The sequence below is a fragment of the Pseudomonas boreofloridensis genome, from assembly GCF_030580795.1.
In the GTDB taxonomy this organism is placed as follows: domain Bacteria; phylum Pseudomonadota; class Gammaproteobacteria; order Pseudomonadales; family Pseudomonadaceae; genus Aquipseudomonas; species Aquipseudomonas boreofloridensis.
The window spans coordinates 26,600-50,187 of the sequence record NZ_JAUQOQ010000017.1 but is presented as its reverse complement, the minus strand read 5'-3'; the positions used below and the strand labels follow the sequence as shown (position 1 = coordinate 50,187).

The following is a 23,588-nucleotide window of genomic DNA, read 5'->3' as shown; positions in this document are numbered from 1 at the left end:
CGCCCTGACAGATGCTGGAAATATTTCCCGTGTTCCAGACACGCCAACGCGGGAGCAAGCCCCCGCGCGGCGACATCCTACCAGCTCAGCGACCAATGCCGCTGAACCGGCCGACAACATGCAGAAATTACTGCTTGTTGTGATCTTTCACTTCTTCGAACTCGGCGTCGACCACGTCGTCGTGCTTGGCTTCAGGTTCCGCCTGCTGGGCGCCGCCCTGAGGCTGTTCGCCCTGCTGCTCGGCATACATCTTCTGAGCGACTGGCGCGGACACCTTGGACAGCTCCTCGACCTTGGCGTCGATGGCCGCCTTGTCATCACCCTTCACCGCAGCTTCGAGCGCGACAACGGCTGCTTCGATCGCCGCCTTCTCGTCGGCAGTGACCTTGTCGCCTGCGTCGGCCACCATCTTGCGGGTCGAGTGAACCAGTGCGTCGCCCTGGTTACGGGCAGCGGCCAGCTCTTCGAACTTGCGGTCTTCCTCGGCGTTGGCCTCGGCATCACGCACCATGCGCTCGATTTCCTCGTCCGACAGACCGGAGTTGGCCTTGATCACGATCGACTGCGACTTGCCAGTAGCCTTGTCCTTCGCGCTGACGTGCAAGATGCCGTTGGCGTCGATGTCGAAGGTCACTTCGATCTGTGGCATGCCACGCGGCGCTGGCGGGATGTCGGCCAGATCGAACTTGCCCAGCGACTTGTTCTGCGTGGCTTGCTTGCGCTCGCCCTGCAGCACATGGATGGTCACCGCAGCCTGGTTGTCGTCGGCGGTCGAGAACACCTGCGACTTCTTGGTCGGGATGGTGGTGTTCTTCTCGATCAGCGGCGTCATCACGCCGCCCATGGTTTCGATACCCAGGGTCAGCGGGCTGACGTCCAGCAGCAGCACGTCCTTGACGTCACCGGCCAGAACCGCGCCCTGAATGGCGGCGCCCATGGCGACAGCCTCGTCCGGGTTGACGTCCTTGCGCGCTTCCTTGCCGAAGAAGTCGGCAACGGCTTTCTGCACCATCGGCATACGGGTCTGGCCACCGACCAGGATCACGTCGTCGATCTTGCTGGCGTCGATACCGGCATCTTTCAGCGCGATGCGGCAAGGCTCGATGGTGCGCTTGACCAGGTCTTCGACCAGCGATTCCAGCTTGGCGCGGGAGATCTTCACGTTCAAGTGCTTCGGACCGGTTGCATCGGCAGTGATGTACGGCAGGTTGACGTCGGTGGACTGGGCCGAGGACAGCTCGATCTTGGCTTTCTCAGCGGCTTCCTTCAGACGCTGCAGCGCCAGCGGATCGTTCTTCAAGTCCATGCCGGACTCTTTCTTGAACTCATCGACGAGGTAGTCGATCAGGCGCATGTCGAAGTCTTCGCCACCGAGGAAGGTGTCACCATTGGTGGCCAGTACTTCGAACTGGTGCTCGCCATCGACTTCGGCGATTTCGATGACCGACACGTCGAACGTACCACCACCCAGGTCATAAACGATCACGGTGTGGTCGCCCTTGGCCTTGTCCATGCCGTAGGCCAGTGCAGCGGCGGTCGGCTCGTTGATGATGCGCTTGACGTCCAGGCCGGCGATGCGACCGGCGTCCTTGGTGGCCTGACGCTGGCTGTCGTTGAAGTAGGCCGGAACGGTGATGACCGCTTCGGTGACCGGCTCGCCGAGGTAGTCTTCGGCGGTCTTCTTCATCTTTTTCAGGACTTCGGCGCTGATCTGCGGCGGAGCCATTTCCTTGCCAGCAGCCTCGACCCACGCGTCACCGTTGCCGGCCTTGACGATCTTGTAAGGCACCAACTTGATGTCTTTCTGCACGACGTCTTCTTCGAAACGACGACCAATCAGACGCTTAACAGCGAACAGGGTATTGTGCGGGTTGGTGACGGCCTGACGCTTGGCCGACTGACCGACCAGGATTTCGCCATCGTTGGCGTAGGCCACGATCGAAGGGGTAGTACGCGCACCTTCGACGTTCTCGATGACCTTGACGTTACCGTTTTCCAGAATGGAGACGCACGAGTTGGTGGTCCCCAGGTCGATACCGATGATCTTGCCCATGTTAACTCTCCCGAAACTTGAATGAGGTAGCAGCGACTGCTATTGGCCAACTGCGGAAATACTTGAAGGCTTGACACCTAGATGGGGATGCCCCGACGGATTTCAAGCCTTTTCATCGATCGACGGTTGAGGCGCTGCTGGCGCCTTGCTGACCACCACCATGGCGGGGCGCAGCAGGCGACCGTTGAGCAGATAGCCTTTCTGGAACACCTTGAGCACGCTGTTCGGCTCGACCTCGGCGCTTTCCTGCATGGCCATGGCCTGGTGGTGCTCGGCATTGAACGGTTCGCCGTGCGGATCGACTGGCTCGAGGTTGTAGCGCTTGAGGGTGTCCTGGAACATCTTCAGGGTCAGCTCGATCCCTTCGCGCATCGGCTTGATGGCTTCGTCCTCGGCGCTGGACAGCTCGAGGCCGCGCTCCAGGCTATCGATCACCGGCAGCAGGTCGCCGGCGAATTTTTCCAGGGCGAACTTGTGGGCCTTCTCGACATCCTGCTCGGCACGCCGACGAATGTTCTGCAGGTCTGCGGCAACGCGCAGCGATTGATCCTTGGCGGCGGCCAGCTGCTCCTCGAGCACCTGAACGCGGGCACCGAGGTCCTCGGAACCGACTTCTTCGGCATTAAGGTTTTGTTCATCCAGCTGTTCGTCAGCCATCGGGGCTCTCCTCCGCATTTTCCGGTGTACAGGCCATGCCTGCCGTGTGTGGCGTGTATATGGGGTCGGAAAAATCAGCTTCAAGGGCTGGGTGATAATCCCTGTCGCCGAACGGCGCTTGGCAGGCTGGAAAAAACTACTGTATAAATAACCAGACATGACCCTCGGGAGCGGCCCTCATGCTGGTGCATCTGTCCATACACAACTACGCCATCGTCGAACACCTGGATCTCGAGCTTGCCCGCGGCATGTCGGTCATCACCGGCGAGACCGGCGCCGGCAAGTCGATCATGCTCGATGCGCTGGGCCTGGCCCTGGGCGACCGCGCTGACAGCGGCGTGGTCCGCCCGGGCGCCGACAAGGCCGACCTCCTCGCCACCTTCGATCTGGCGGACATTCCCGAAGCGCGGACCTGGCTCACCGAGCGCGACCTCGACCACGACGGGCCGTGCATCCTGCGCCGAGTCATCACTGCCGAGGGCCGCAGCCGCGGCTATATCAATGGCACACCCTGCCCGCTCGGCGACCTCAAGGCGCTCGGCGAGCTGCTCATCGATATCCACAGCCAGCACGAGCACCAGTCGCTGCTCAAGACCGACACCCATCGGCGGCTGGTCGACGAGTACGCTGGCGCCGTCGACCTGGCGCGCCAAGTGCAATTGGCCGCCCAGCGCTGGCGCCAGACCCGACTGGAACTGGAGCGCCTGTCCAACTCCAGCGATGAGCAACGTGCGCGACACCAATTGCTGAGTTACCAGCTCGAAGAGCTGGAAAACCTGGGCTTGGGCGAAAACGAACTCGAACAACTGGAGCAGGAGCACAAGAACCTGACCAATGCCGAAGCGCTGTTCGGCATCTGCCGCCAGGTGATCGACCAGTGCAGCGAAAGCGACTCCGGCAATGTGCTCAGCGCCCTGACCAGCAGCCTCAATCGCCTTTCCGCCGTCAGCGATGCGCCCAAGGCGCTGGGCGAAGCGGTGAACCTGATCGCCAGCGCACAGATCCAGGTCGAGGAAGCGGTCGGCGAACTCAATCGCTTCCTCGACCACTTCGACGCCGACCCGATGCGCCTGCAAGCCCTGGAGGAACGCCTCGACACGCTCTACACCCTGGCACGCAAGCACCGTGTTCATCCGTCCGAGCTGCCACAGTTGCAGCAGCGCTTGATGGACGAACTCGAAGGTCTCAACGCCAGCGACGAATCCGTCGAACGCCTGGGCGACGAGCTGGCGGCCTATGCCCAGCACTATAAAGAGAAGGCCAGCGAGCTCAGCGGATTGCGCCGACAGGCTGCGGCGCAGTTGGCCTTGGCGGTGGAACAGGAAATCCAGCGCCTGGGCATGCCTGGCGGACGCTTCTGCATCGAATTGACGCCACTGGAAGGCAACGAGCTGTCACCGCATGGACTGGAGCAGGTCGAACTGCTGGTCAGCGCCAACCCTGGCCAACCACTCAAGGCCTTGGCCAAGGTGGCGTCGGGGGGCGAACTGTCGCGCATCAGCCTGGCGATCCAAGTCATCACCGCGCAGACCTCGCGCATTCCGACGCTGGTGTTCGACGAGGTGGACGTGGGTATTGGCGGACCGACCGCCGAGATCGTCGGCCAGTTGTTGCGCCGGCTGGGCGAGCGTGGCCAGGTACTGACCGTGACCCACCTGCCCCAGGTGGCTGCTCAAGGTCATCACCATCTGTTCGTGCACAAGGTGCGCAACAGCGAGACCACTCACACGGCAGTGACCAACCTGGGCAAACGCGAGCGCGTCGAGGAAGTGGCGCGCATGCTCGGCGGCATCGACCTGACCAAGGAGTCGCTGGCCCACGCCCGCAAGATGGTGGTCAGCGGCAAAGCCTGACGCCTCACGCCTCCACAAGACACTCAGAAAACACAAAGGCGACCCAAGGGTCGCCTTTGTCGTCAGTCACGATCAGAAATCGTTACTTCTTCTTGCGCACATAAAGGACCAGGTTGTGGTCCACCAACTCGTAACCGTGCTCGGCCACGATCTCCCTTTGGCGACGCTCGATTTCAGCATCCATGAATTCGATCACTTCGCTGGTCTCCACATTGACCATATGGTCGTGGTGACCTCCGTCGGCCAACTCGAACACCGCGTGGCCGCCATCGAAGTTATGGCGAACCACCAGACCCGCTGCTTCGAATTGGGTCAGTACACGGTAGACGGTCGCCAGACCGACGTCCTCACCTGCTTCCATCAGCGCCTTGTAGACGTCCTCGGCACTCATGTGACGCTGCTCGGCAGAATCGAGCATTTGAAGGATCTTTACTCGAGGCAGTGTCACCTTGAGACCGGCTTTGCGCAATTCGCTATTTTCAACCATGGTCAGCTTTCTCGCCGATGCTGCTTCGCAGCTTCTCTTAATACGGGTATGATCGGGGTTTACGTTGTCCAGCCAAGATAGTGGAAGTCGCCCACCGATGCAAAACAACACCAAGCTCTTGCTAACCAGCCTCACCCTCGTGGGACTGCTCGCACTCGCCGGTTGCTCGTTTCCCGGGGTTTACAAAATCGACATCCAGCAGGGCAATGTCGTCACGCAGGACATGATAGACCAATTGCGTCCGGGAATGACCCGACGGCAGGTAAGGTTTATCATGGGCAACCCGCTCCTGCAGGACCCCTTCAATACCAATCGCTGGGATTACCTCTATAGCATTCAGCCAGGCGGCGGTAAGCGTCAGCAGGAACGCATGAGCGTGTTCTTCAATGAAGGCGACCAACTCGTGAGCCTGTCCGGCGACTTCATGCCAGGCGTCAGCCGCGACCAGGAAATCCTGGGTGGAAGCGGCGATACCACGGTCAGCCCGGCCAAGCAGCCGTCCGGCCAGCCTGAGACGCCTGCCAAGCCCGGTTCGGCCGAAGAGTCGATCCAGCGCGAAATCGATACCATCGAAACCACGCCGGTGCCGACACCCGCGCCGCTCGAGACCTCGCCCCAGTAAAGGCAGCGCTCATGAAAAAGCCCGGACATGTCCGGGCTTTTTGTTGGCCGTTGCAGCGATGAGCGTCCATGACCGCTCAGCCATGCAACTCCTTGGCGCGCTGGCAGAAGGCATCGACCAGGGTGTTGGCCGCCTGATTGAACAATGGCCCAAGTGTGGCGCGAACCAACGGCCCGGCATAATCGAACGACAAGTCCAGACTGATCTTGCACGCCTTCTCACCCAGCGCCTTGAAGACCCATACCCCGTGCAACTGCGTGAACGGCCCTTCCTCCAGCGTCATCTCGATGGACTGCCCAGGCACCAGCACATTGCGCGTGACGAATTGCTGACTCATGCCGCCTTTGGCCACCTCCAGCCTGGCACGCATGTGCGTATCGCTCGACTCGATCACCGTCGAATCCGAGCACCAGGGGAGAAACTCAGGGTAACTGGCCACGTCGTTGACCAGGTCATAGAGCGCCTGGGCAGGGTATGGCAGCAGGGCGGAGCGTTGAATATGGGTAGTCATCCAGGCATCACTTCCAAGCTGGGCGGCAGCACCTCGCGGCGCTTCGGGACGTTTCCGTTCAAGGGAACTATTCCGGCATTGTCCGGGATTCATCCTGTCGGCTCAAGCACACCGAACCCCATAGCCAGAGGCCATGGCGACTGCCTATAATGCCGCCCCTATGGCTAAGCAAAAGAAACATCCGACCGGGACCATCGCGCAGAACAAGAAAGCGCGACACGATTACTTCATCGAACACAAGTTCGAGGCCGGACTGGTCCTGTCCGGTTGGGAAGTAAAAAGCCTGCGGGCCGGCAAAGCGCACCTGACCGACAGCTACGTGCTGCTCAAGGATGGCGAAGCCTGGCTGTTCGGCAGCCACATTGCCCCGCTGACCGCCGCCAGCACCCACGTCGTCGCCGACCCCATCCGTACGCGCAAGCTGCTGCTGAACAAGCGCGAGCTTGAGCGCGTGGAAGCGGCCGTGGCGCAAAAGGGTTACACCTGCGTGGCCTTGGCGCTGTACTGGAGCAAGCACCTGATCAAGTGCGAGATCGCACTCGGCAAGGGCAAGAAGGAGTTCGACAAGCGCGACACCCTGCGCGAACGCGACTCCAATCGCGAGCTGCAGCGCGCGGTGCGCAACAAGGGCAAGGAAGAATAACGCCCCGTGTCGGGCGACCCCGCTACCACGTCAACCGTGGCAGTGGGCTCGCCAGCACAACTTCACCGCCCGCTGCGCCGCTGCGCCCGTGCCACACGCTGGGCTTCCTGACGTGCCTCCTCGAGCACTTCCTGCACATAGATGATGTGTCGACTCGACACCTCACGCGCCTCTTGCGCGCGCCCCTCGACGATCGCCTGGTACAGCTCGCGATGCTGCGCGATCAGCATGTCGCGCGTTTCCGGCCGCTGCTGGTACATGCCGCCGATATTGGTCACCACATTGCGCTTGAGCAAATCGAACAGCCCACGGATGGTGTGCAGCAGCACCGCGTTATGGCTGGCCTCGGCGATCGCCAGGTGAAAGCGCGCATCGGCCGCCCCCTCTTCTGCGCGGCTGACCTCATCGGCGCGGGCATAGCAGTCCTGAAGCGTATCGAACGCGGCCTTGAGCCGCGCCCGATCAGGTTCGGTGGCACGCTGGGCAGCGTAGTAGGCGCATGACGCTTCCAAGGTGTGACGAAACTCCAGCAGGTCGCGCTGGGCCTCGGGATTGTCTTCGAGCAACAGCAGCAGCGGATCGCTGAAGGTCGAGCCCAGCGACTCGGCGACATAGTTGCCGCCGCCCTGACGGCTTATCAGCAATCCCTTGGCCACCAGCTTCTGGATCGCCTCGCGAAGCGACGGTCGCGAGACGCCGAATTGCTCGGCCAACGCGCGCTCAGCGGGCAGGCGCTGCCCAGCGCTCAGGGTGCCCTCGAGAATCATCGCTTCCAACCGGTCGACGATATCGTCGGACAAGCGCCGCTGGCGCACCTGATCAAACACCATCACCTGCCTCTCCACTGACCCCGCTATTGATCGCGGGGCGCCCATTGTGCGCCTCTGCCGAGCGTTCAGCCACACCACCGGCCGTGCCCAATGGATGCTCCGCTCATCGGCCTGCGACCAAAGTTCTGCTTGGGACAAATTGACACACCCCTGACCGGGCTTTTAACCTAGCCACCAGCCATTGAAAATTGGTCTTACCAATTATCCAATGCCAGCGCTGACCAACAACAATTAGGGGTTACCCCATATGCAAACCTGGCAACAACTCTACGCCCCACTCGGGAGTCTCGGCCTGTCCGCACTGGCGGCAGTCATCCCCATCGTATTCTTCTTCCTGGCCTTGGCCGTGTTCCGACTCAAGGGGCATGTGGCGGGCAGCATCACCCTTGGCTTGTCGATCCTGGTGGCGATCTTCGCCTTCCACATGCCCGCCGACATGGCCCTCGCCGCGGCCGGCTACGGCTTCCTCTACGGCCTGTGGCCCATCGCCTGGATCATCGTCGCAGCCGTGTTCTTGTACAAACTGACGGTCAAGAGCGGCCAGTTCGAAGTGATCCGCAGCTCGGTGCTGTCGATCACCGACGACCAGCGCCTGCAAGTGCTGCTGATCGGCTTCTGCTTCGGCGCATTCCTCGAAGGTGCCGCAGGCTTCGGTGCCCCGGTGGCCATCACTGCCGCACTGCTGGTGGGCCTGGGCTTCAATCCGCTGTACGCCGCTGGCCTGTGCCTGATCGCCAATACCGCGCCAGTGGCCTTCGGTGCGCTGGGCATCCCGATCATCGTCGCCGGCCAGGTGACTGGCATCGACGCCTTCCACATTGGCGCCATGACCGGCCGCCAACTGCCGCTGCTGTCGCTGTTCGTGCCGTTCTGGCTGGTGTTCATGATGGACGGCCTGCGCGGCGTGAAAGAAACCTGGCCAGCGGCATTGGTCGCCGGCCTGAGCTTTGCCGTCACCCAATACTTCACCTCCAACTTCATCGGCCCGGAACTGCCTGACATCACCTCGGCCCTGGCCAGCCTGATCGCCCTGACCCTGTTCCTGAAGGTCTGGCAGCCCAAGCGCGCGCTCACCCAGACCCAGGGCAGCACAGGCGCAGCGGTTGTCGCAGGCGTCGGCGGCCAGCCATCGCCCTATAGCTTCGGCGAGATCTTCAAAGCCTGGTCGCCTTTCCTGATCCTGACCGTGCTCGTGACCATCTGGACCCTCAAGCCCTTCAAGGCTGCTTTCGGGCCTGGCGGAGCGATGTACAACTTCGTGTTCAATTTTGCCATCCCGCACCTGGATCAACTGGTGATCAAGACCGCGCCGATCGTCACCGCTCCCCTGGCCATGCCGGCGGTTTTCAAGTTCGACCCGATCTCGGCCACCGGGACGGCGATCTTTCTCTCGGCACTGATCGCCATGGCCGTGCTGAAGATCAACGTCAAAACTGGTCTGACCACTTTCAAGGAAACCGTCTGGGAACTGCGCTGGCCGATTCTGTCGATCGGCATGGTGCTGGCCTTTGCCTTTGTCACCAACTACTCGGGCATGTCCTCGACCATGGCCCTGGTACTGGCCGGCACCGGGGCGGCATTCCCGTTCTTCTCGCCGTTCCTCGGCTGGCTGGGCGTGTTCCTGACCGGCTCCGACACCTCCTCCAACGCCCTGTTCAGCTCCTTGCAAGCCACTACGGCGCACCAGATCGGCGTCAGCGACACCCTGCTGGTCGCCGCCAACACCAGCGGCGGCGTGACCGGCAAGATGATCTCGCCGCAGTCGATCGCCGTGGCTTGCGCCGCCACCGGGCTGGTGGGCAAAGAGTCGGATCTGTTCCGCTTCACCTTAAAGCACAGCCTGTTCTTCGCCACGATCGTCGGCCTGATCACCTTGATTCAGGCCTATTGGCTGACCGGCATGCTGGTTACTCACTAAAGTGAAAGGGGCCGGGCGCCCAGGCGTCCGGCATCTCCTTCAACCCACGCTGCGAGATTCCATGATCATTTCCGCCTCCACCGACTACCGCGCCGCAGCCCAGCGCAAGCTGCCCCCCTTCCTGTTCCACTACGCCGACGGTGGCGCCTACGCCGAGCACACCCTGCGCCACAACGTCTCGGACCTGGCCAGCATCGCCCTGCGCCAACGCGTACTAAAGAACATGTCCGAGCTGAGCCTCAAGACCGAGCTGTTCGGCGAGACCTTGAGCATGCCGGTGGCCCTGGCGCCGGTCGGTCTCACCGGCATGTACGCCCGCCGGGGCGAGGTACAGGCGGCGCGCGCGGCGGCCGAGCACGGCATCCCGTTCACGATGTCCACCGTGTCGGTCTGCCCGATCGAGGAAGTGGCGCCGGCCATCGACCGACCGATGTGGTTCCAGCTCTACGTGCTCAAGGACCGTGGCTTCATGCGCAATGCGCTGGAGCGGGCCAAGGCCGCTGGCGTGCGCACCCTGGTGTTCACCGTCGACATGCCCACCCCGGGCGCCCGCTACCGCGACGCCCACTCCGGCATGAGCGGCAGGAACGGCCCGCTGCGCCGCATGCTGCAGGCCATGACCCATCCGCAATGGGCCTGGGATGTGGGCGTCATGGGCCGTCCGCACGACTTGGGCAACATCTCCGCCTACCGCGGCAACCCGACGGGCCTGGCCGACTACATCGGCTGGCTGGCCGCCAACTTTGACCCGTCGATCTCCTGGAAGGACCTGGAGTGGATCCGCGAATTCTGGGACGGCCCGATGATCATCAAAGGCATCCTCGACGCCGACGATGCCCGCGATGCCGTGCGTTTCGGTGCCGACGGCATCGTCGTTTCCAACCACGGCGGTCGCCAACTCGACGGCGTGCTCTCCAGCGCCCGCGCCCTGCCGGCGATTGCCGACGCGGTCAAAGGCGATCTGAAGATCCTCGCCGACTCTGGCATTCGCAGCGGCCTGGACGTGGTGCGCATGATCGCCCTGGGCGCCGACACCGTGCTGATCGGTCGCGCGTTCCTCTGGGCCTTGGCCGTGCATGGCCAGGCCGGAGTGAAGAACCTGCTGGAATTGTTCGAGAAGGAAATGCGCGTGGCCATGGTGTTGACCGGCACCAAGACGATCGGCGAGATCACCCGCGACTCGCTGGTCCGCGAACTGGGCGCCTGAGCCCTGCGTAACCAAGCCTGATAGCCCGGGGCACGCCGCGCACCAGACGCGCCGGCCCCGTGAGGAGATTGCATGAGTCTGCCCGCTGCGTTCCTGCGCGATGCCGAGCGCCTGATCCCCGCCGAACGCCGGTTCGACGACCCTACCTCGACCCTGGCTTTTGGTACCGACGCCAGCTTCTACCGCTTGATTCCCAAGCTGGTGGTGCGCGTGGAATCCGAGGACGAGGTGATCGGCCTGCTGCGCCTGGCCCAGCGCGAGCGCGTGCCGGTCACCTTCCGCGCCGCCGGCACCAGTTTGTCCGGCCAGGCCCTGAGCGATTCGGTGCTGATCGTGCTGGGCGAGCGCTGGAATGGCCGCGAGATCCGCAATCAGGGCGAACAGATTCGTCTGCAACCGGGCGTGATCGGCGCCCAGGCCAATACCTGGTTGGCACCCTATGGGCGCAAGATCGGCCCGGACCCGGCGTCGATCAACGCCTGCAAAATCGGCGGTATCGTCGCCAACAACGCCAGCGGCATGTGCTGCGGCACCGCGCAGAACACCTATCACACCCTGGCCGGCCTGCGCCTGGTGCTGGCCGACGGCACCTGCCTGGACAGCGAGGACCCGGCCAGTGTGGCCGCCTTCGAACGCAGCCACGCCGACCTGCTGGACGCGTTGGCGCGCCTGGGCCGCGAGACCCGCGCCAACCTGCCCCTGGCCGAGCGCATCCGGCACAAGTACCGACTGAAGAACACCACCGGCCTGTCGCTCAATGCACTGGTGGACTACGACGCGCCGCTGGACATCCTGCAGCACCTGCTGGTCGGCTCCGAAGGCACGTTGGGTTTCATCAGCGCCGTCACCTACCACACCGTGCCCGACCACCCGCACAAGGCCAGTGCGCTGCTGGTGTTTCCCAGCGTCGAGAGCTGCTGTCGCGCGGTCACCGTGCTCAAGCAGCAGCCGGTGTCCGCCGTGGAACTGCTCGACCGCCGCAGCCTGCGCTCGGTTCAGCAAATGCCAGGCATGCCGGACTGGGTCCGGGGATTGTCGGACCACGCCTGTGCCCTGCTGATCGAGTCGCGCGCGGCCAGCCAAAGCCTGTTGCACGAACAACTGAACCAAGTGATGGCCTCCATCGCCGATTTCGCCCTGGAACAGCAGGTCGATTTCAGCGAAGACCCTGCCGTCTACAACCTGTTGTGGAAGATCCGCAAGGACACCTTCCCGGCGGTCGGCGCCGTGCGCCAGACCGGCACCACGGTGATCATCGAGGACGTGACCTTCCCGGTGGAACTGCTCGCCGAAGGCGTCAACCGACTGCTGCAGTTGTTCGACAAGCACCGCTACGACGAGGCGATCATTTTCGGCCACGCCCTGGAAGGCAACCTGCATTTCGTCTTCACCCAGGGCTTCAACAGCGCCGAGGAAGTGACGCGCTATCAAGCGTTCATGGACGATGTGGCGCAGTTGGTGGCGGTGGAGTTCGGTGGTTCGCTCAAGGCCGAACATGGCACCGGACGCAACATGGCACCCTTCGTCGAACTGGAGTGGGGCCAGGACGCCTACCAATTGATGTGGCAGCTCAAACGGCTGCTCGATCCCAATGGCATCCTCAACCCGGACGTGGTGCTCAGCGACGACCCGGACATTCACCTGAAACACCTCAAGCCGCTACCGGCCGCCGACGAGATCGTCGACAAGTGCATCGAGTGCGGTTTCTGCGAGCCGGTGTGTCCGTCACGCGGACTGACCCTGAGTCCGCGCCAGCGTATCGTCATGTGGCGCGACATCCAGGCCAAGCGCCGCGCCGGCATCGACACCCGCGAGCTGCTGCAGACCTACCAGTACCAGGGCCTCGACACCTGCGCCGCCACCGGGCTGTGCGCCCAGCGTTGCCCGGTGGGCATCAATACCGGCGAGTTGGTGAAGAAGCTGCGCGGCCAGGCGGCGAGCCACCTCCAACGGGCCGATTGGCTCGCCGAACATTTCCATACCGTGCTGCGCGGTGCGCGCCTGACCCTGGCCGTGGCCAACGGTGCACGCAAGCTGCTGGGCGCGCCGCGCCTGGAGAGTTTGAGCAGCGGCTTGCGCAGGGCCAGCCGGGGTCGCCTGCCGCAGTGGACAGCGGCCATGCCGCAACCGCTCGCGCCGATCAGCGTGATCCCGGTCAGCCAGGACGCACGCCCCCGGGTCGTCTACCTGGCCGCTTGCGTGTCGCGGGTGATGGGCCCGGCGTACACCGACGGCGAGCAGCGCTCGTTGCTGGACAAGACCCGTGCACTGCTGGAAAAAGCCGGTTATCAGGTGATCTTCCCCGAGCACGCCGACAGCCTGTGCTGCGGGCAGCCGTTCGCCTCCAAGGGCTATGCCGAACAAGCCGAGCACAAGCGCCAGGAACTGATCGCTGCGCTGCTGCAGGCCAGTCGCGGCGGGCTCGACCCGATCTACTGCGACACCAGCCCCTGCACCCTTCGCCTGGTGCAGGATCTGGGCAACTGCCGCCTCGACCTGTACGACCCCGTGCGCTTCATCCGTACCCACCTGCTCGACAAGCTGGAGTTCACCCCACAGGATGAACCGGTGGCCGTGCATGTCACCTGCAGCACCCAGCACCTGGGCGAGAGCCAGGCGCTCATCGACCTGGCGCGTCGCTGCAGCAAACAGGTCGTGATACCCGAGGGCATTCACTGCTGCGGTTTCGCCGGCGACAAAGGCTTCACCACACCGCAGCTCAATGCCCATGCACTGCGCACGCTCAAGGGTGCGGTGCAGCAGTGCAGCGAAGGGATCTCCACCAGTCGGACCTGTGAGATCGGGTTATCGACCCACAGTGGTATCGACTATCACGGGCTGGTGTATCTGGTGGACCGGGTGACGCGGGCGCGCAGCCTCTGAGCCTGAACACGGCGCCGCCTCCTGATGGGGGCGGTCGCCACAGAGCGGCCTGCTCGCAACCATTTGTTACAACTAGATGCTACTCTGCAGCCCTCCTCCTTGGCCGCCGTTGACCTCCGATGTCAGAGTCCGCACCGCTGCTGCTGCGTCACCACCGTCCTTTCATCGCCTTCTGGCTCGCCCGGGTGTTCACTGCCAGCGGCTTCCAGATGCTCACCGTGGCCATCGGCTGGCACCTCTATCAGCTCACAGGCAATGTGCTGGACCTGGGCCTGGTCGGCCTGGTGGAGTTCGCCCCGCGCGTGCTGTTCATGCTGCACACCGGGCATGTGGCCGACCGCTACGACCGGCGCAAGGTGGCGGCGCTGTGCCAAAGCCTGCAGGGGCTGATCGCCCTCGCCCTGGCGCTGGGCAGTGCCACCGACAACGTCAGCCGCGAACTGATCTTCCTGCTGGCGTTCCTGCTCGGCGCCACCCGCGCCTTCGAGATGCCCGCCACCCAGGCCCTGCTGCCGAACGTGGTGCCCGCAGGGCTGTTCCCGCGTGCCGTCGCCGCTTCGGCCTCCGCCACCCAGGCAGCGACCATCGTCGCCCCGGCGCTCGGCGGGCTGCTCTACGCCTTGGGCAGCGTCTGGGTGTATGGCCCGACCGTTGCGCTGTACGCCATCGCCTGCGCACTCACGCTCAGCCTCCAGGCCCGCCAGCAGACGCCGCAGCGCGGCCGAGCCAGCGTGCAGTCGCTGCTGGCCGGCATCCACTTCATCCGCAGCCGCCCCGACATCCTCGGCGCCATCTCGCTGGACCTGTTCGCCGTGTTGCTGGGCGGCGCCACGGCATTGCTGCCGGTGTTCGCCCGCGACATTCTGCTCACCGGCCCGTGGGGCCTGGGCCTGCTGCGCTCGGCGCCGGCGGTGGGGGCGCTGTTGATGTCGTTGTGGCTGGCGCGCTTCCCGGTCGAGCGCAAAGTCGGTCGAACCATGTTCACCGCCGTGGGCGTGTTCGGCGTGGCGACCATCGCCTTCGGCCTGTCGACCTCGTTCTGGTTCTCCCTGGCGGTGCTGGTGGTGCTCGGCGCGGCGGACATGATCAGCATGGTCATCCGCAGTGCCTTCGTGCAGTTGGAAACGCCGGACGACATGCGCGGGCGGGTCAGTGCGGTGAACGGGCTGTTCATCGGTGCCTCGAATCAGCTCGGAGAATTTGAATCCGGCGTCACTGCGCACTGGTTTGGCACAGTGCCGGCCGTGGTGCTCGGTGGCGTGGGCACGCTGCTGGTCACCGGGGTGTGGATAAAGCTGTTCCCGACTCTGGCCAACCGCGACCGGATGCACAATCCCGAGTAGCCCTGGCCAAGCCACTTCACACCGCGCAGCGGCCACCCGCAACAGCCATAGGCCCCCGCCCACCATGCTGGTATGATGCGCGGCTTTTTTGCACCCCGCACAAATCCACGGCACCCGGTACGGTCTGTGCTTTGCTGTTGAGGTCCAACACATTCACGGCGCTGCGGCGTCATGGGAGCAGGCATGCTGGAAAGGCTGTTTCAACTCAAGGCACACAATACCAACGTGCGCACCGAGATCCTTGCGGGCGTCACCACCTTCCTGGCCATGGCCTACATCCTGTTCGTCAACCCGAGCATCCTGGGCGAGACCGGCATGGACAAGGGCGCGATCTTCGTCGCCACCTGCCTGGCCGCAGCCATCGGCTCGGTGACCATGGGCCTGATCGCCAACTACCCGATCGCCCTGGCGCCAGGCATGGGCCTGAATGCCTTCTTCACCTACACGGTGGTCCTGCACATGGGTCACACCTGGCAGGTGGCACTGGGCGCGGTGTTCCTCTCGGCGGTGCTGTTCTTCCTGCTGTCGATCTTCCGCATTCGCGAATGGATCGTGAACAGTATCCCGCTGCCACTGCGGTCGGCCATCGCGGCGGGCATCGGTCTGTTCCTGGCGCTGATCGCCTTGCACAACGCCGGCATCGTCGTCGATAACCCGGCGACCCTGGTGGGCCTGGGCGACTTGCGCAACCCCGCCCCCATCCTTGCCACCCTCGGTTTCTTCCTGATCGTCGCCCTGGAGGCGTTGAAGGTCCGCGGGGCGGTGCTGATCGGCATCCTCGCCGTGACCGTGGTGTCGATCCTGATCGGCGCCAGCCCGTTCGCCGGCATCGTCTCGCTGCCGCCCTCACTCGCACCGACCTTCCTGCAACTGGACATCAAGGGCGCGCTGGACGTTGGCCTGATCAGCGTGATCTTCGCGTTCCTGTTCGTCGACCTGTTCGACAACTCCGGCACCCTCATCGGCGTGGCCAAGCGCGCCGGGTTGATGGGCAAGGACGGCCACATGCCGAAGATGGGCCGGGCACTGATTGCCGACAGCACCGCCGCCATGGCCGGTTCCCTGCTGGGCACCTCGACCACCACCAGCTACATCGAGTCGGCGGCCGGCGTCAGTGCCGGCGGGCGTACCGGCCTGACCGCCATCGTGGTCGCCGTGCTGTTCCTGCTGGCGCTGTTCTTCGCACCGCTGGCCGGCAGCGTGCCGGCCTTCGCCACCGCACCGGCATTGCTGTTCGTTGCCGTGCTGATGGCTTCGGGCCTGGCCGAAATCAACTGGGACGACGTCACTGAAGCGGCACCGGTCGTAGTCACGGCCCTGGCCATGCCACTGACCTACTCGATCGCCAACGGCATCGCCTTTGGCTTCATCGCCTGGACCGCCATCAAGCTGATTTCCGGTCGTCGCCACGACCTGAACCCGGCGTTGGTGATCCTGTCCATCCTGTTCGTCATCAAGCTGGGCTGGTTCAACGCATGAGTGCTGCCTTCGACCCTTCGCAATACGCCACGCAACTGCAAGCCAAGGTCGAGCGCCTGAACGAGTTGCTGGCACCGTTCGATGCGCCGGCTCCATCGGTGTTCGAGTCGCCGCGCGAGCACTATCGCCTGCGCGCCGAGTTCCGCCTGTGGCGCGAGGAGGGCCAGCGCCACTACGCCATGTTCGCGCCGGGCGAGAAGCACAAGGCGATCCTCATCGACGACTTCCCCATCGCCAGCCAGCGCATCAATGTGCTGATGCCGCAGTTAAAAGCCGCCTGGCAGGGCAACGAAGACCTGAGCAACCGCCTGTTCCAAGTGGAGTTCCTCACCACCCTGGCGGGCGACGCGATGGTCACGCTGTGCTATCACCGCCCGCTGGACGCCGCCTGGGAAGCCGCCGCGCAACAGTTGGCCGCCGACCTTGAGGTCAGCGTGATCGGCCGCTCAAAGGGCAAGCGCGTGGTGATCGGCCGCGACTATGCGCTGGAGCAACTCGACATCGGCGGGCGAACCTTCACCTATCGCCAACCCGAAGGCGCCTTCACCCAGCCCAACGGCGCGGTGAACCAGAAGATGCTGGCCTGGGCCTGCGAAGCCATGGGCCGACGCGACGACGACCTGCTGGAACTGTACTGCGGCAACGGCAACTTCACCCTGCCGCTGGCCACCCGCGCACGCCAGGTGCTGGCCACCGAAATCAGCAAGACCTCGGTCAATGCCGCCCTGCACAACCTCGACGAGAACGGCATCGACAACGTGCGCCTGGTGCGCCTGTCGGCCGAGGAACTGACCCAGGCGCTGAACGAAGTCCGCCCGTTCCGGCGTCTGGAAGGCATCGACCTGAAAAGCTATGCCTTCGGCACCGTCTTCGTCGATCCGCCGCGCGCCGGTATGGACCCGGACACCTGCGAGCTGACCCGACGCTTCGAGCGTATCCTGTACATTTCCTGCAACCCCGAGACCCTGGCGCAGAACATCGCCCAGTTGCAGGACACCCACCGTATCGAACGTTGCGCGCTGTTCGACCAGTTCCCCTACACCCATCACATGGAAAGCGGGGTGCTGCTGGTCCGGCGCTGACACTCCGCCAGCGCGGCTACGAGAGGCTCGTCCCTTCCTGGCTGTGCTGGCGCAGGGCTGGACACCTGGCACCTGACATTTTTGCCAGCAGCGCGCGTGCGCCGTCTCCTATACCGTATTGCCTGCACGCCTACCCTTGGGGCGAGGGGTTGTCAGCACCTCATGCCGCGCGCTTCAACGCGCTGACGTGAGGTGTACCTGTGGTTCGTCCGATGTCTGCGGTTGCTGGCTGCATGTCCATTCCATCGGTCGAGGAAGCACATCATGCGCACGTTCACGTTCCCCCTGGCAATCGCCATCGTCGCCACACTGGCCGGCTGCGCCCGCGAGTCCGGCCCGCCACTGATATCGGTCCCCGACAGCGCCAAGCTCACCTGGCAAGAGGTGCCAGGCACCCAGGGGGCGGTCACCTATGCCAATGTCGAAGGCGACATTTTCGGCCGCGGCGATTACCTGGCCTATGTCCGCTTTCGCAAAGGCACCGACAACGGTCTTCACCTGCACAGTCAGACCCTGCCCACGGTGGTCCTCAGCGGGACGTTCTACGCCGTGATCGACGGTAAGCGAACCGAGTATCCGGCCGGGGCGTTCTATCGGCTGCCCGCGCGCCTGGTCCACGAAAGCGGCTGCACAGCGGCCGCCGACTGCCTGCTGTTCCAGTACCAGAGCGACGCGTTCGACCTGATTGGCGCCAAGCCCTGAAGCGAGGCGCGAAGCAAGACCGGCGCCAATACCGGGCGCGCGCGTAGCCGTCTGCCTATGGCACGAAGCGTCGCTCGGATGCAGGATGAGCGCTCACCCCAGACGGCGCGACAACCGCGCCGGCCTGGCTCTCACCGTTACCCGGTCACTACCGCGAGGAACACGCTGGCCCATGGACCAGTTGAGCGCCATGCACACCTTCCGCCGGGTCGTCGACCTCGGCAGTTTCAGCGCCGCCGCCAGCCAGGCCGGCGTCTCCCACACCGTGCTGTCGCGCCAGGTGAAGAACCTGGAACGCGCCCTCGGCACGCAACTGCTCACGCGCACCACGCGCCGGCTGCATCCGACCGAAGCAGGCCTGCTGTTCTACCGTCACTGCGTACTGATCCTCGACCAGGTGCAGGCCATGACGCTGGAGCTGTCCGAGCACCAACTGCAACCCACCGGCACCTTGCGCCTGAGCGTGGGCTCGGCGTTCGGCGATCTGGAGCTGGGCCGCTGGTTGCCTGACTTCGTCGAGCAGTATCCGCACCTGCACGTGGAGCTGAACTGCACCGATCGCTTCGTCGATCTGCTGGAAGAGGAGGTCGATGTCTGCCTACGCATCACCGATCACCTGCCCGACTCGAGCCTGATCGCCCGGCTGCTGACCCCCAGCCCGGTACTGCTGGTGGCTGCACCGGGCTACCTCGAACGGCAGGGCTCTCCCAGCACGCCAGAAGCCTTGAGCACCCATCCGCTGCTCGGTTACAGCCGCCTGCAGCAACCCCAGCGCCTGACGCTCAGCGCTGCCGATGGCAGCCACCGCGACGTGCTGATGCCCAGGCGCCTGAGCGCCAATTCACCGATGGCCCTACGTGCAGCAGCCATCGGCGGACTGGGTATCGCCAGCTTCGACCGTTTCATCGTCGACGACGCGTTGCGCGACGGGCGACTGGTGCCAGTACTGAGCGACTGGCATCTGCCGGGACGAAACCTGTATGCGGTGTATCCGCACAGTCGTTATCTGGCGCCGAAGGTCCGCGCGCTGATCGATTACGCGCAGCAGTACTACGCGACAACGCGCTGGGGTTGCGATTAGTGCAGAAACTGTACAGGCGCTGGCACGTTTTGCCCGTATCTGGACATCGACACCCTGACTAACCTTCGCCTCCTCACTGAACAGGCGAAGGAGCCTCTGTATGAATACCCTGACTAAACTCTTGGCAGGTCTGACCGTGGGCGCTATGGCACTCACCGCCCACGCCGGCGATGACACCTTGATTTCGGTGCCGAACAGCGCTGCGCTGAAATGGCAGGACGTACCGAACACCCAAGGCGCCGTCAGCTACGCCAACGTCGAGGGCGACCTCTTCGGCAAAGGGCCTTATTCGGCCTACGTGAAGTTCAAGAAAGGTGTGGACAACGGCCTGCACCAGCACACTCAGGTGCTGCCGACAGTGGTACTGGCCGGCACCTTCTACGCGGTGATCGACGGCAAACGCGTCGAGTACCCGGCAGGTGCTTACTACAAACTGCCGGCCGACCTGGTTCACGAAAGTGGCTGCACCGCCGAGGCTGACTGCCTACTGTTCCAGTACCAGGCCGATGCCTTCGACCTGAAGCCGGTCAAAGGCTGACCAGGCCGTCGGGGCGGCCTTACGCTGCCGCCCCATCCCGTCAGAAGTCGAAGAACACCGTCTCCCCTTCCCCCTGAATACGCATGTCGAACCGGTAGGCGGTCTTGCCGTCCACTTCGCAGCGCTTGGCGATCAGGGTTTCCCGGCGCTGCGGCTGCTCGATCAGGTTGAGCACCGGGCACTGCGCGTTGGCCTCGGCTTCGTCATCGAAGTACAGCCGCGTGTGCAAGTGGATGTTGATGCCCCGGGCGAACAGGCTGATGTTGATGTGCGGCGCCATGGGCACCCCGGCAGCGTTGTTCACAACCCCCGGCTTCACCGTGTGCAGCGTCCACTCGCCCGCATCGAAGGTGGTGGCGGTACGACCGAAACTGTTGAAGGCATTTTCCAGGTTGAATTGATCCTGATATTGGCCGTTGGCATCGGCCTGCCACACCTCGAGGAAGGAGTCGCGCACCAGGTGACCATTGCCGTCGTAGACGTGGCCGAGCAGCAGAATATGCTCGCCAGGCGCCTCAGGGCGGGCGAGTCGGCTCCAGATTTCCTGATCACGGGTGGGGTTGCCCGCCGCTTCCAGGGCCAGGCCGATGTGCACATAGGGGCCGGCGGTCTGCGAAGGGGTTTCCGGCAGCAGTTCGATAGGCATGACGGCGCTCCTCAGCGGTTCTCGAAGTGGGTCTGGCGCTGGCCACGCAGCACGATGTCGAAGCGGTAGGCCAGGCAATCCATCGGATTGGCCTGGCTCATGTCCAGGCGCGCGATCAGGCTCTGCACCGCTTGTGGATTGGCGATCGACTTGACGATCGGGCACATCGGGATCAACGGGTCGCCTTCGAAGTACAGCTGGGTGATCAGCTTGGTGGCGATCGCCGGGCCGCTGATGGAGAAATGGATGTGCGCCGGACGCCAGTCGTTCGGCCCGTTACGCCAAGGGTACGGACCCGGCTTGATGGTGCGGAAGCTGTAGTAGCCATCGCGGTCGGTCAGGCACCGACCGACGCCGCCGAAGTTCGGGTCCAGCGGCGCCAGGTAGCGGTCATTCTTGTGTCGGTAGCGGCCACCGGCGTTGGCCTGCCACATTTCCACCAGGGTGTTGGCCACCGGCTTGCCGTACTGGTCGACCACACGGCCGGCAACGATGATCCGCTCGCCGATGGGCAAGCCGCCGTTGTTGAAGTTCAGCAGCAGGTCATGGTCATGCTCGCCGAACCGCAGGTGGGAAAAGTCCGGGCCTGTGGTTTCGCTCATCGACTGGGGAATGCTCACCAGCGCCTGGCGTGGCGAGCGGGCAATGGAGGTCTTGTAGTCTGGGGTCAAGGCCTTGGGGTGCCAGTTGCGATCACGGATCGCGAAGCGGCGGTTATCCTGGGCAGGCATGCCGGTGTCCTCTCTTGGAATTGTGCGGGCCGCCTGTGCGTGGCAGGCGGACGCACAGTGTCCGGTAGGCGGCGCACCCGGCCTATTGAAAACTTGCTGGGCAGACATAACCATACGGTTATGCAACTTTCCGGTAGCTGACCGGCTCTCAAGCGCAGGACTATCCTGCATGCACTGCCCCTTACAGCGGAGACACTCTATGGACTGGCGAAAAGGCCGACGCAGCGACAACGTGGTCGACGCACGCGGCTCAGGCGGGGGCGGCGGTATGCGCTTCGGGGGCGGCAAAGGCCTGGGCCTTGGCGCGGTGCTGTTGATCGTCGGCATCGGCTGGCTGACCGGCCAGGACCCGTTGCAGTTGCTCGGCCAGCTCTCCGGCCAGATGCAGCAGCAACAGCAGGCCGCACCAGGCACCACGGCCAGCAAAGCGCCGCCGGCCAACGACGAACAGGCGCAGTTCGTCGCCTCGATCCTCGGTGACACCGAAGACACCTGGAAAGCCCTGTTCGCCCAGGCCGGCAAGCAGTACCGCGATCCCAAACTGGTGCTGTTCAGCGGTCAGGTCAATTCGGCGTGCGGCTTCGCGTCTTCGGCGGTCGGGCCGTTCTACTGCCCAGCCGACCAGCGCGTGTACCTGGACATGTCGTTCTTCCGCGAAATGGAAACCCGCTTCGCCGCCGCTGGCGACTTCGCCCAGGCCTACGTGATCGCCCACGAGATCGGCCACCATGTGCAGACCTTGCTCGGCGTCTCGGCCAAGGTCGATGCCGCCCGTCGCAGCGGCCAGCGTATGGAAGGTGACAACGGTCTGCTGGTACGTCAGGAGTTGCAGGCCGACTGCCTGGCCGGTGTCTGGGCCTATCAGGCACAGAAGCGCCTGAACTGGCTGGAACCCGGTGACGTGGAAGAAGCCCTGAACGCCGCCAATGCCATCGGCGACGACCGCCTGCAGCAGCAGGGCCAGGGCCGCGTGGTCCCGGACTCCTTCACCCACGGCACCTCGGCGCAACGCGTGCGCTGGTTCAAGACCGGCTTCGGCAGCGGCGACCTGAACCGCTGCGACACCTTCAATACCCGTAATCTGTAACGCCCTTCGGGGCGTTTCTTCGCTTCTCCAGATCGCAATACGACCAATGGGGCATTTTTCCGCTGAAAAACGTTTCAGCGACAGCGCTTGCTGCCGATAACCCCTGGATCCAAAGCTGGCCCTCTAAAACAACAACGCCCAGCGACGTGAATTCTTGCAACACACATTTTCTGGAGAGCGTGCATGAACAGATGGTTTGCCGATAAGAGCGTGAATCTCAAACTCGGACTGGGCTTCGGCCTGGTCCTGTTGTTGACCGGCCTGCTGGCCCTGGCCAGTTGGAGCAGCCTGGGCAGCATGATCAACCGCAGCAACTGGATGAGCGACATCACCCGGCTCAACATCGACCTCACCAACCTGCGCGTGGCGCGCCTGCAGTACATGATCGCCAATGGCGACGATGCCGCTGCCGCCACCACCCTGGCCAAGCTCGACACCTTCACCGCCCAGCAGCAGCGCCTGGAAAACACCTTCAAGAGCCCTGAGAACGTCAAGCTGCTGCGCGAGCTGGGCAAGACCATCGCCGACTATCGCGTCTCGCTCGACAAGATGCGCGCTGGCTACAAGGTCACCGTCGCGGCCCGGCAGACTCTCGACCAGAACGCGGCCAGTGCCGTGCAGGCGATCGAGGCCCTGAGCCAGACCGTGCTCAGTCGCGACGAAAGCGACGCCAGCCGTTTGCAGCAGTACCTGGCGATCAGCAAGGCGCGTCAGCAACTCACGCAGTTGCGACTGACCATGCGCGATTACATCGCCGCTTCCAGCGCAGCGACCGAGCAAGCGATGCTGACTCAACTCGAGCAGACCCTCGGCGAAATCGACGGCCTCAAGCGCCAACTGACAGGCGATACCGCTGGCATCCAGCCGTTCGAGACCGCCGTGCGCGGTTATGGCGAAGCCGTTCGCCAACTGCGCGATGCCACCGCGCAGATCGCCGTGGCCCGCCAGGAAATGACCGTGCAAGGCGCCGACATCGTCAAGGTCAGCGATGAGCTGTACAAGATCCAGCTCGAGCGCCGCGACATCGAAAGCGGCGATGCCCGTACCCTGCAGATCGGCGCCACCTTGCTGGCCCTGCTGTTCGGCGTGCTGGCTGCCGTGATCATCACCCGTCAGATCACCCGTCCTCTGCGTGAAACCCTCGAGGTGGTAGAGCGCATTGCCGGCGGCGACTTGACGCAGAACCTGCAGGTCACCCGCCGCGACGAACTCGGCGTGCTGCAACAAGGCATCGC

The 23,588-nt window shown here is 63.9% G+C and carries 20 protein-coding genes and 1 pseudogene; 14 read left to right on the top strand and 7 right to left on the bottom strand.

Translation table 11 applies throughout. From position 1 onward, the window contains the following. Positions 1-127: 127 nt before the first annotated feature. On the bottom strand, positions 128-2,053 hold the full coding sequence (gene dnaK, locus Q6A47_RS18490; protein WP_039575114.1) for a molecular chaperone DnaK: 1,926 nt from the start codon (positions 2,051-2,053) through the stop codon (positions 128-130). 102 nt (positions 2,054-2,155) lie between these two features. Then, positions 2,156-2,728 carry a nucleotide exchange factor GrpE gene (gene grpE / locus Q6A47_RS18485; RefSeq protein ID WP_280790895.1) on the bottom strand — a complete coding sequence of 191 codons (573 nt, stop codon included), beginning with the start codon at positions 2,726-2,728 and terminating at the stop codon, positions 2,156-2,158. A gap of 161 nt (positions 2,729-2,889) precedes the next feature. Here grpE and recN point away from each other — a divergent pair, with 161 nt between their 5' ends. Beyond that, positions 2,890-4,563, top strand: coding sequence for a DNA repair protein RecN (gene recN, locus Q6A47_RS18480; protein WP_304485036.1), 1,674 nt, complete (start codon positions 2,890-2,892; stop codon positions 4,561-4,563). A gap of 82 nt (positions 4,564-4,645) precedes the next feature. Here recN and fur read toward each other — a convergent pair whose 3' ends face one another. Next, positions 4,646-5,050, bottom strand: a complete 405-nt coding sequence (gene fur / locus Q6A47_RS18475; RefSeq protein WP_028695114.1) for a ferric iron uptake transcriptional regulator — start codon at positions 5,048-5,050, stop codon at positions 4,646-4,648. Between the two features lie 97 nt (positions 5,051-5,147). Here fur and Q6A47_RS18470 point away from each other — a divergent pair, with 97 nt between their 5' ends. Continuing rightward, positions 5,148-5,672 (top strand): outer membrane protein assembly factor BamE, encoded by a 525-nt coding sequence (locus Q6A47_RS18470; protein WP_029613097.1) that lies wholly within the window; start codon positions 5,148-5,150, stop codon positions 5,670-5,672. A 76-nt stretch (positions 5,673-5,748) separates the two neighbouring features. Here Q6A47_RS18470 and Q6A47_RS18465 read toward each other — a convergent pair whose 3' ends face one another. Further along, entirely contained in the window at positions 5,749-6,183 is a 435-nt protein-coding gene (locus Q6A47_RS18465; protein ID WP_029613098.1) for a type II toxin-antitoxin system RatA family toxin, read from the bottom strand. Positions 6,184-6,343: 160 nt separating this feature from the next. On the opposite strand from Q6A47_RS18465, the gene smpB reads away from it, so the two are divergent. Continuing rightward, positions 6,344-6,826, top strand: a complete 483-nt coding sequence (gene smpB, locus Q6A47_RS18460) for an SsrA-binding protein SmpB (RefSeq protein ID WP_029613099.1) — start codon at positions 6,344-6,346, stop codon at positions 6,824-6,826. A 62-nt stretch (positions 6,827-6,888) separates the two neighbouring features. On the opposite strand, the gene Q6A47_RS18455 is transcribed toward smpB, so the two are convergent. Then, entirely contained in the window at positions 6,889-7,656 is a 768-nt protein-coding gene (locus Q6A47_RS18455) for an FCD domain-containing protein (protein ID WP_029613100.1), read from the bottom strand. 247 nt (positions 7,657-7,903) lie between these two features. On the opposite strand from Q6A47_RS18455, the gene Q6A47_RS18450 reads away from it, so the two are divergent. The 9 genes from Q6A47_RS18450 (at position 7,904) to Q6A47_RS18410 (ending at position 19,889) form a co-directional block, all read left to right on the top strand. After that, positions 7,904-9,574: a lactate permease LctP family transporter gene (locus tag Q6A47_RS18450; RefSeq protein WP_304485035.1), complete on the top strand. Its 1,671-nt coding sequence runs from the start codon at positions 7,904-7,906 to the stop codon at positions 9,572-9,574. Positions 9,575-9,635: 61 nt separating this feature from the next. Then, the gene (gene lldD, locus Q6A47_RS18445; RefSeq protein ID WP_295486059.1) at positions 9,636-10,781 is read left to right on the top strand and encodes an FMN-dependent L-lactate dehydrogenase LldD; all 1,146 of its coding nucleotides are present in this window, start codon (positions 9,636-9,638) and stop codon (positions 10,779-10,781) included. Between the two features lie 72 nt (positions 10,782-10,853). Then, the gene (locus Q6A47_RS18440) at positions 10,854-13,664 is read left to right on the top strand and encodes an FAD-binding and (Fe-S)-binding domain-containing protein (RefSeq protein WP_304485034.1); all 2,811 of its coding nucleotides are present in this window, start codon (positions 10,854-10,856) and stop codon (positions 13,662-13,664) included. Between the two features lie 119 nt (positions 13,665-13,783). After that, positions 13,784-15,007 carry an MFS transporter gene (locus Q6A47_RS18435; RefSeq protein ID WP_304485033.1) on the top strand — a complete coding sequence of 408 codons (1,224 nt, stop codon included), beginning with the start codon at positions 13,784-13,786 and terminating at the stop codon, positions 15,005-15,007. Positions 15,008-15,190: 183 nt separating this feature from the next. After that, on the top strand, positions 15,191-16,486 hold the full coding sequence (locus Q6A47_RS18430; RefSeq protein WP_039575089.1) for an NCS2 family permease: 1,296 nt from the start codon (positions 15,191-15,193) through the stop codon (positions 16,484-16,486). After that, entirely contained in the window at positions 16,483-17,568 is a 1,086-nt protein-coding gene (gene trmA, locus Q6A47_RS18425) for a tRNA (uridine(54)-C5)-methyltransferase TrmA (RefSeq protein ID WP_304485032.1), read from the top strand. The genes Q6A47_RS18430 and trmA overlap by 4 nt, the downstream gene beginning before the upstream one ends. A gap of 264 nt (positions 17,569-17,832) precedes the next feature. Next, positions 17,833-18,270, top strand: a complete 438-nt coding sequence (locus Q6A47_RS18420) for a cupin domain-containing protein (protein WP_304485031.1) — start codon at positions 17,833-17,835, stop codon at positions 18,268-18,270. A gap of 172 nt (positions 18,271-18,442) precedes the next feature. Then, positions 18,443-19,351, top strand: a complete 909-nt coding sequence (locus Q6A47_RS18415; RefSeq protein ID WP_304485030.1) for a LysR family transcriptional regulator — start codon at positions 18,443-18,445, stop codon at positions 19,349-19,351. Positions 19,352-19,496: 145 nt separating this feature from the next. After that, the gene (locus Q6A47_RS18410) at positions 19,497-19,889 is read left to right on the top strand and encodes a cupin domain-containing protein (protein WP_369811559.1); all 393 of its coding nucleotides are present in this window, start codon (positions 19,497-19,499) and stop codon (positions 19,887-19,889) included. Positions 19,890-19,929: 40 nt separating this feature from the next. Here the strand turns inward: Q6A47_RS18410 and pcaG are convergent, their stop codons facing one another. Continuing rightward, positions 19,930-20,535 carry a protocatechuate 3,4-dioxygenase subunit alpha gene (pcaG, locus tag Q6A47_RS18405; RefSeq protein WP_029613105.1) on the bottom strand — a complete coding sequence of 202 codons (606 nt, stop codon included), beginning with the start codon at positions 20,533-20,535 and terminating at the stop codon, positions 19,930-19,932. A gap of 11 nt (positions 20,536-20,546) precedes the next feature. After that, positions 20,547-21,266, bottom strand: coding sequence for a protocatechuate 3,4-dioxygenase subunit beta (gene pcaH / locus Q6A47_RS18400; protein WP_304485029.1), 720 nt, complete (start codon positions 21,264-21,266; stop codon positions 20,547-20,549). 199 nt (positions 21,267-21,465) lie between these two features. Between pcaH and ypfJ the strand changes: the two genes are divergently transcribed. Next, entirely contained in the window at positions 21,466-22,353 is an 888-nt protein-coding gene (ypfJ, locus tag Q6A47_RS18395; protein WP_029613107.1) for a KPN_02809 family neutral zinc metallopeptidase, read from the top strand. Between the two features lie 183 nt (positions 22,354-22,536). After that, a pseudogene (locus Q6A47_RS23095) lies at positions 22,537-23,553 on the top strand (methyl-accepting chemotaxis protein); the annotation flags it as partial. Between the last annotated feature and the right edge of the window lie 35 nt (positions 23,554-23,588).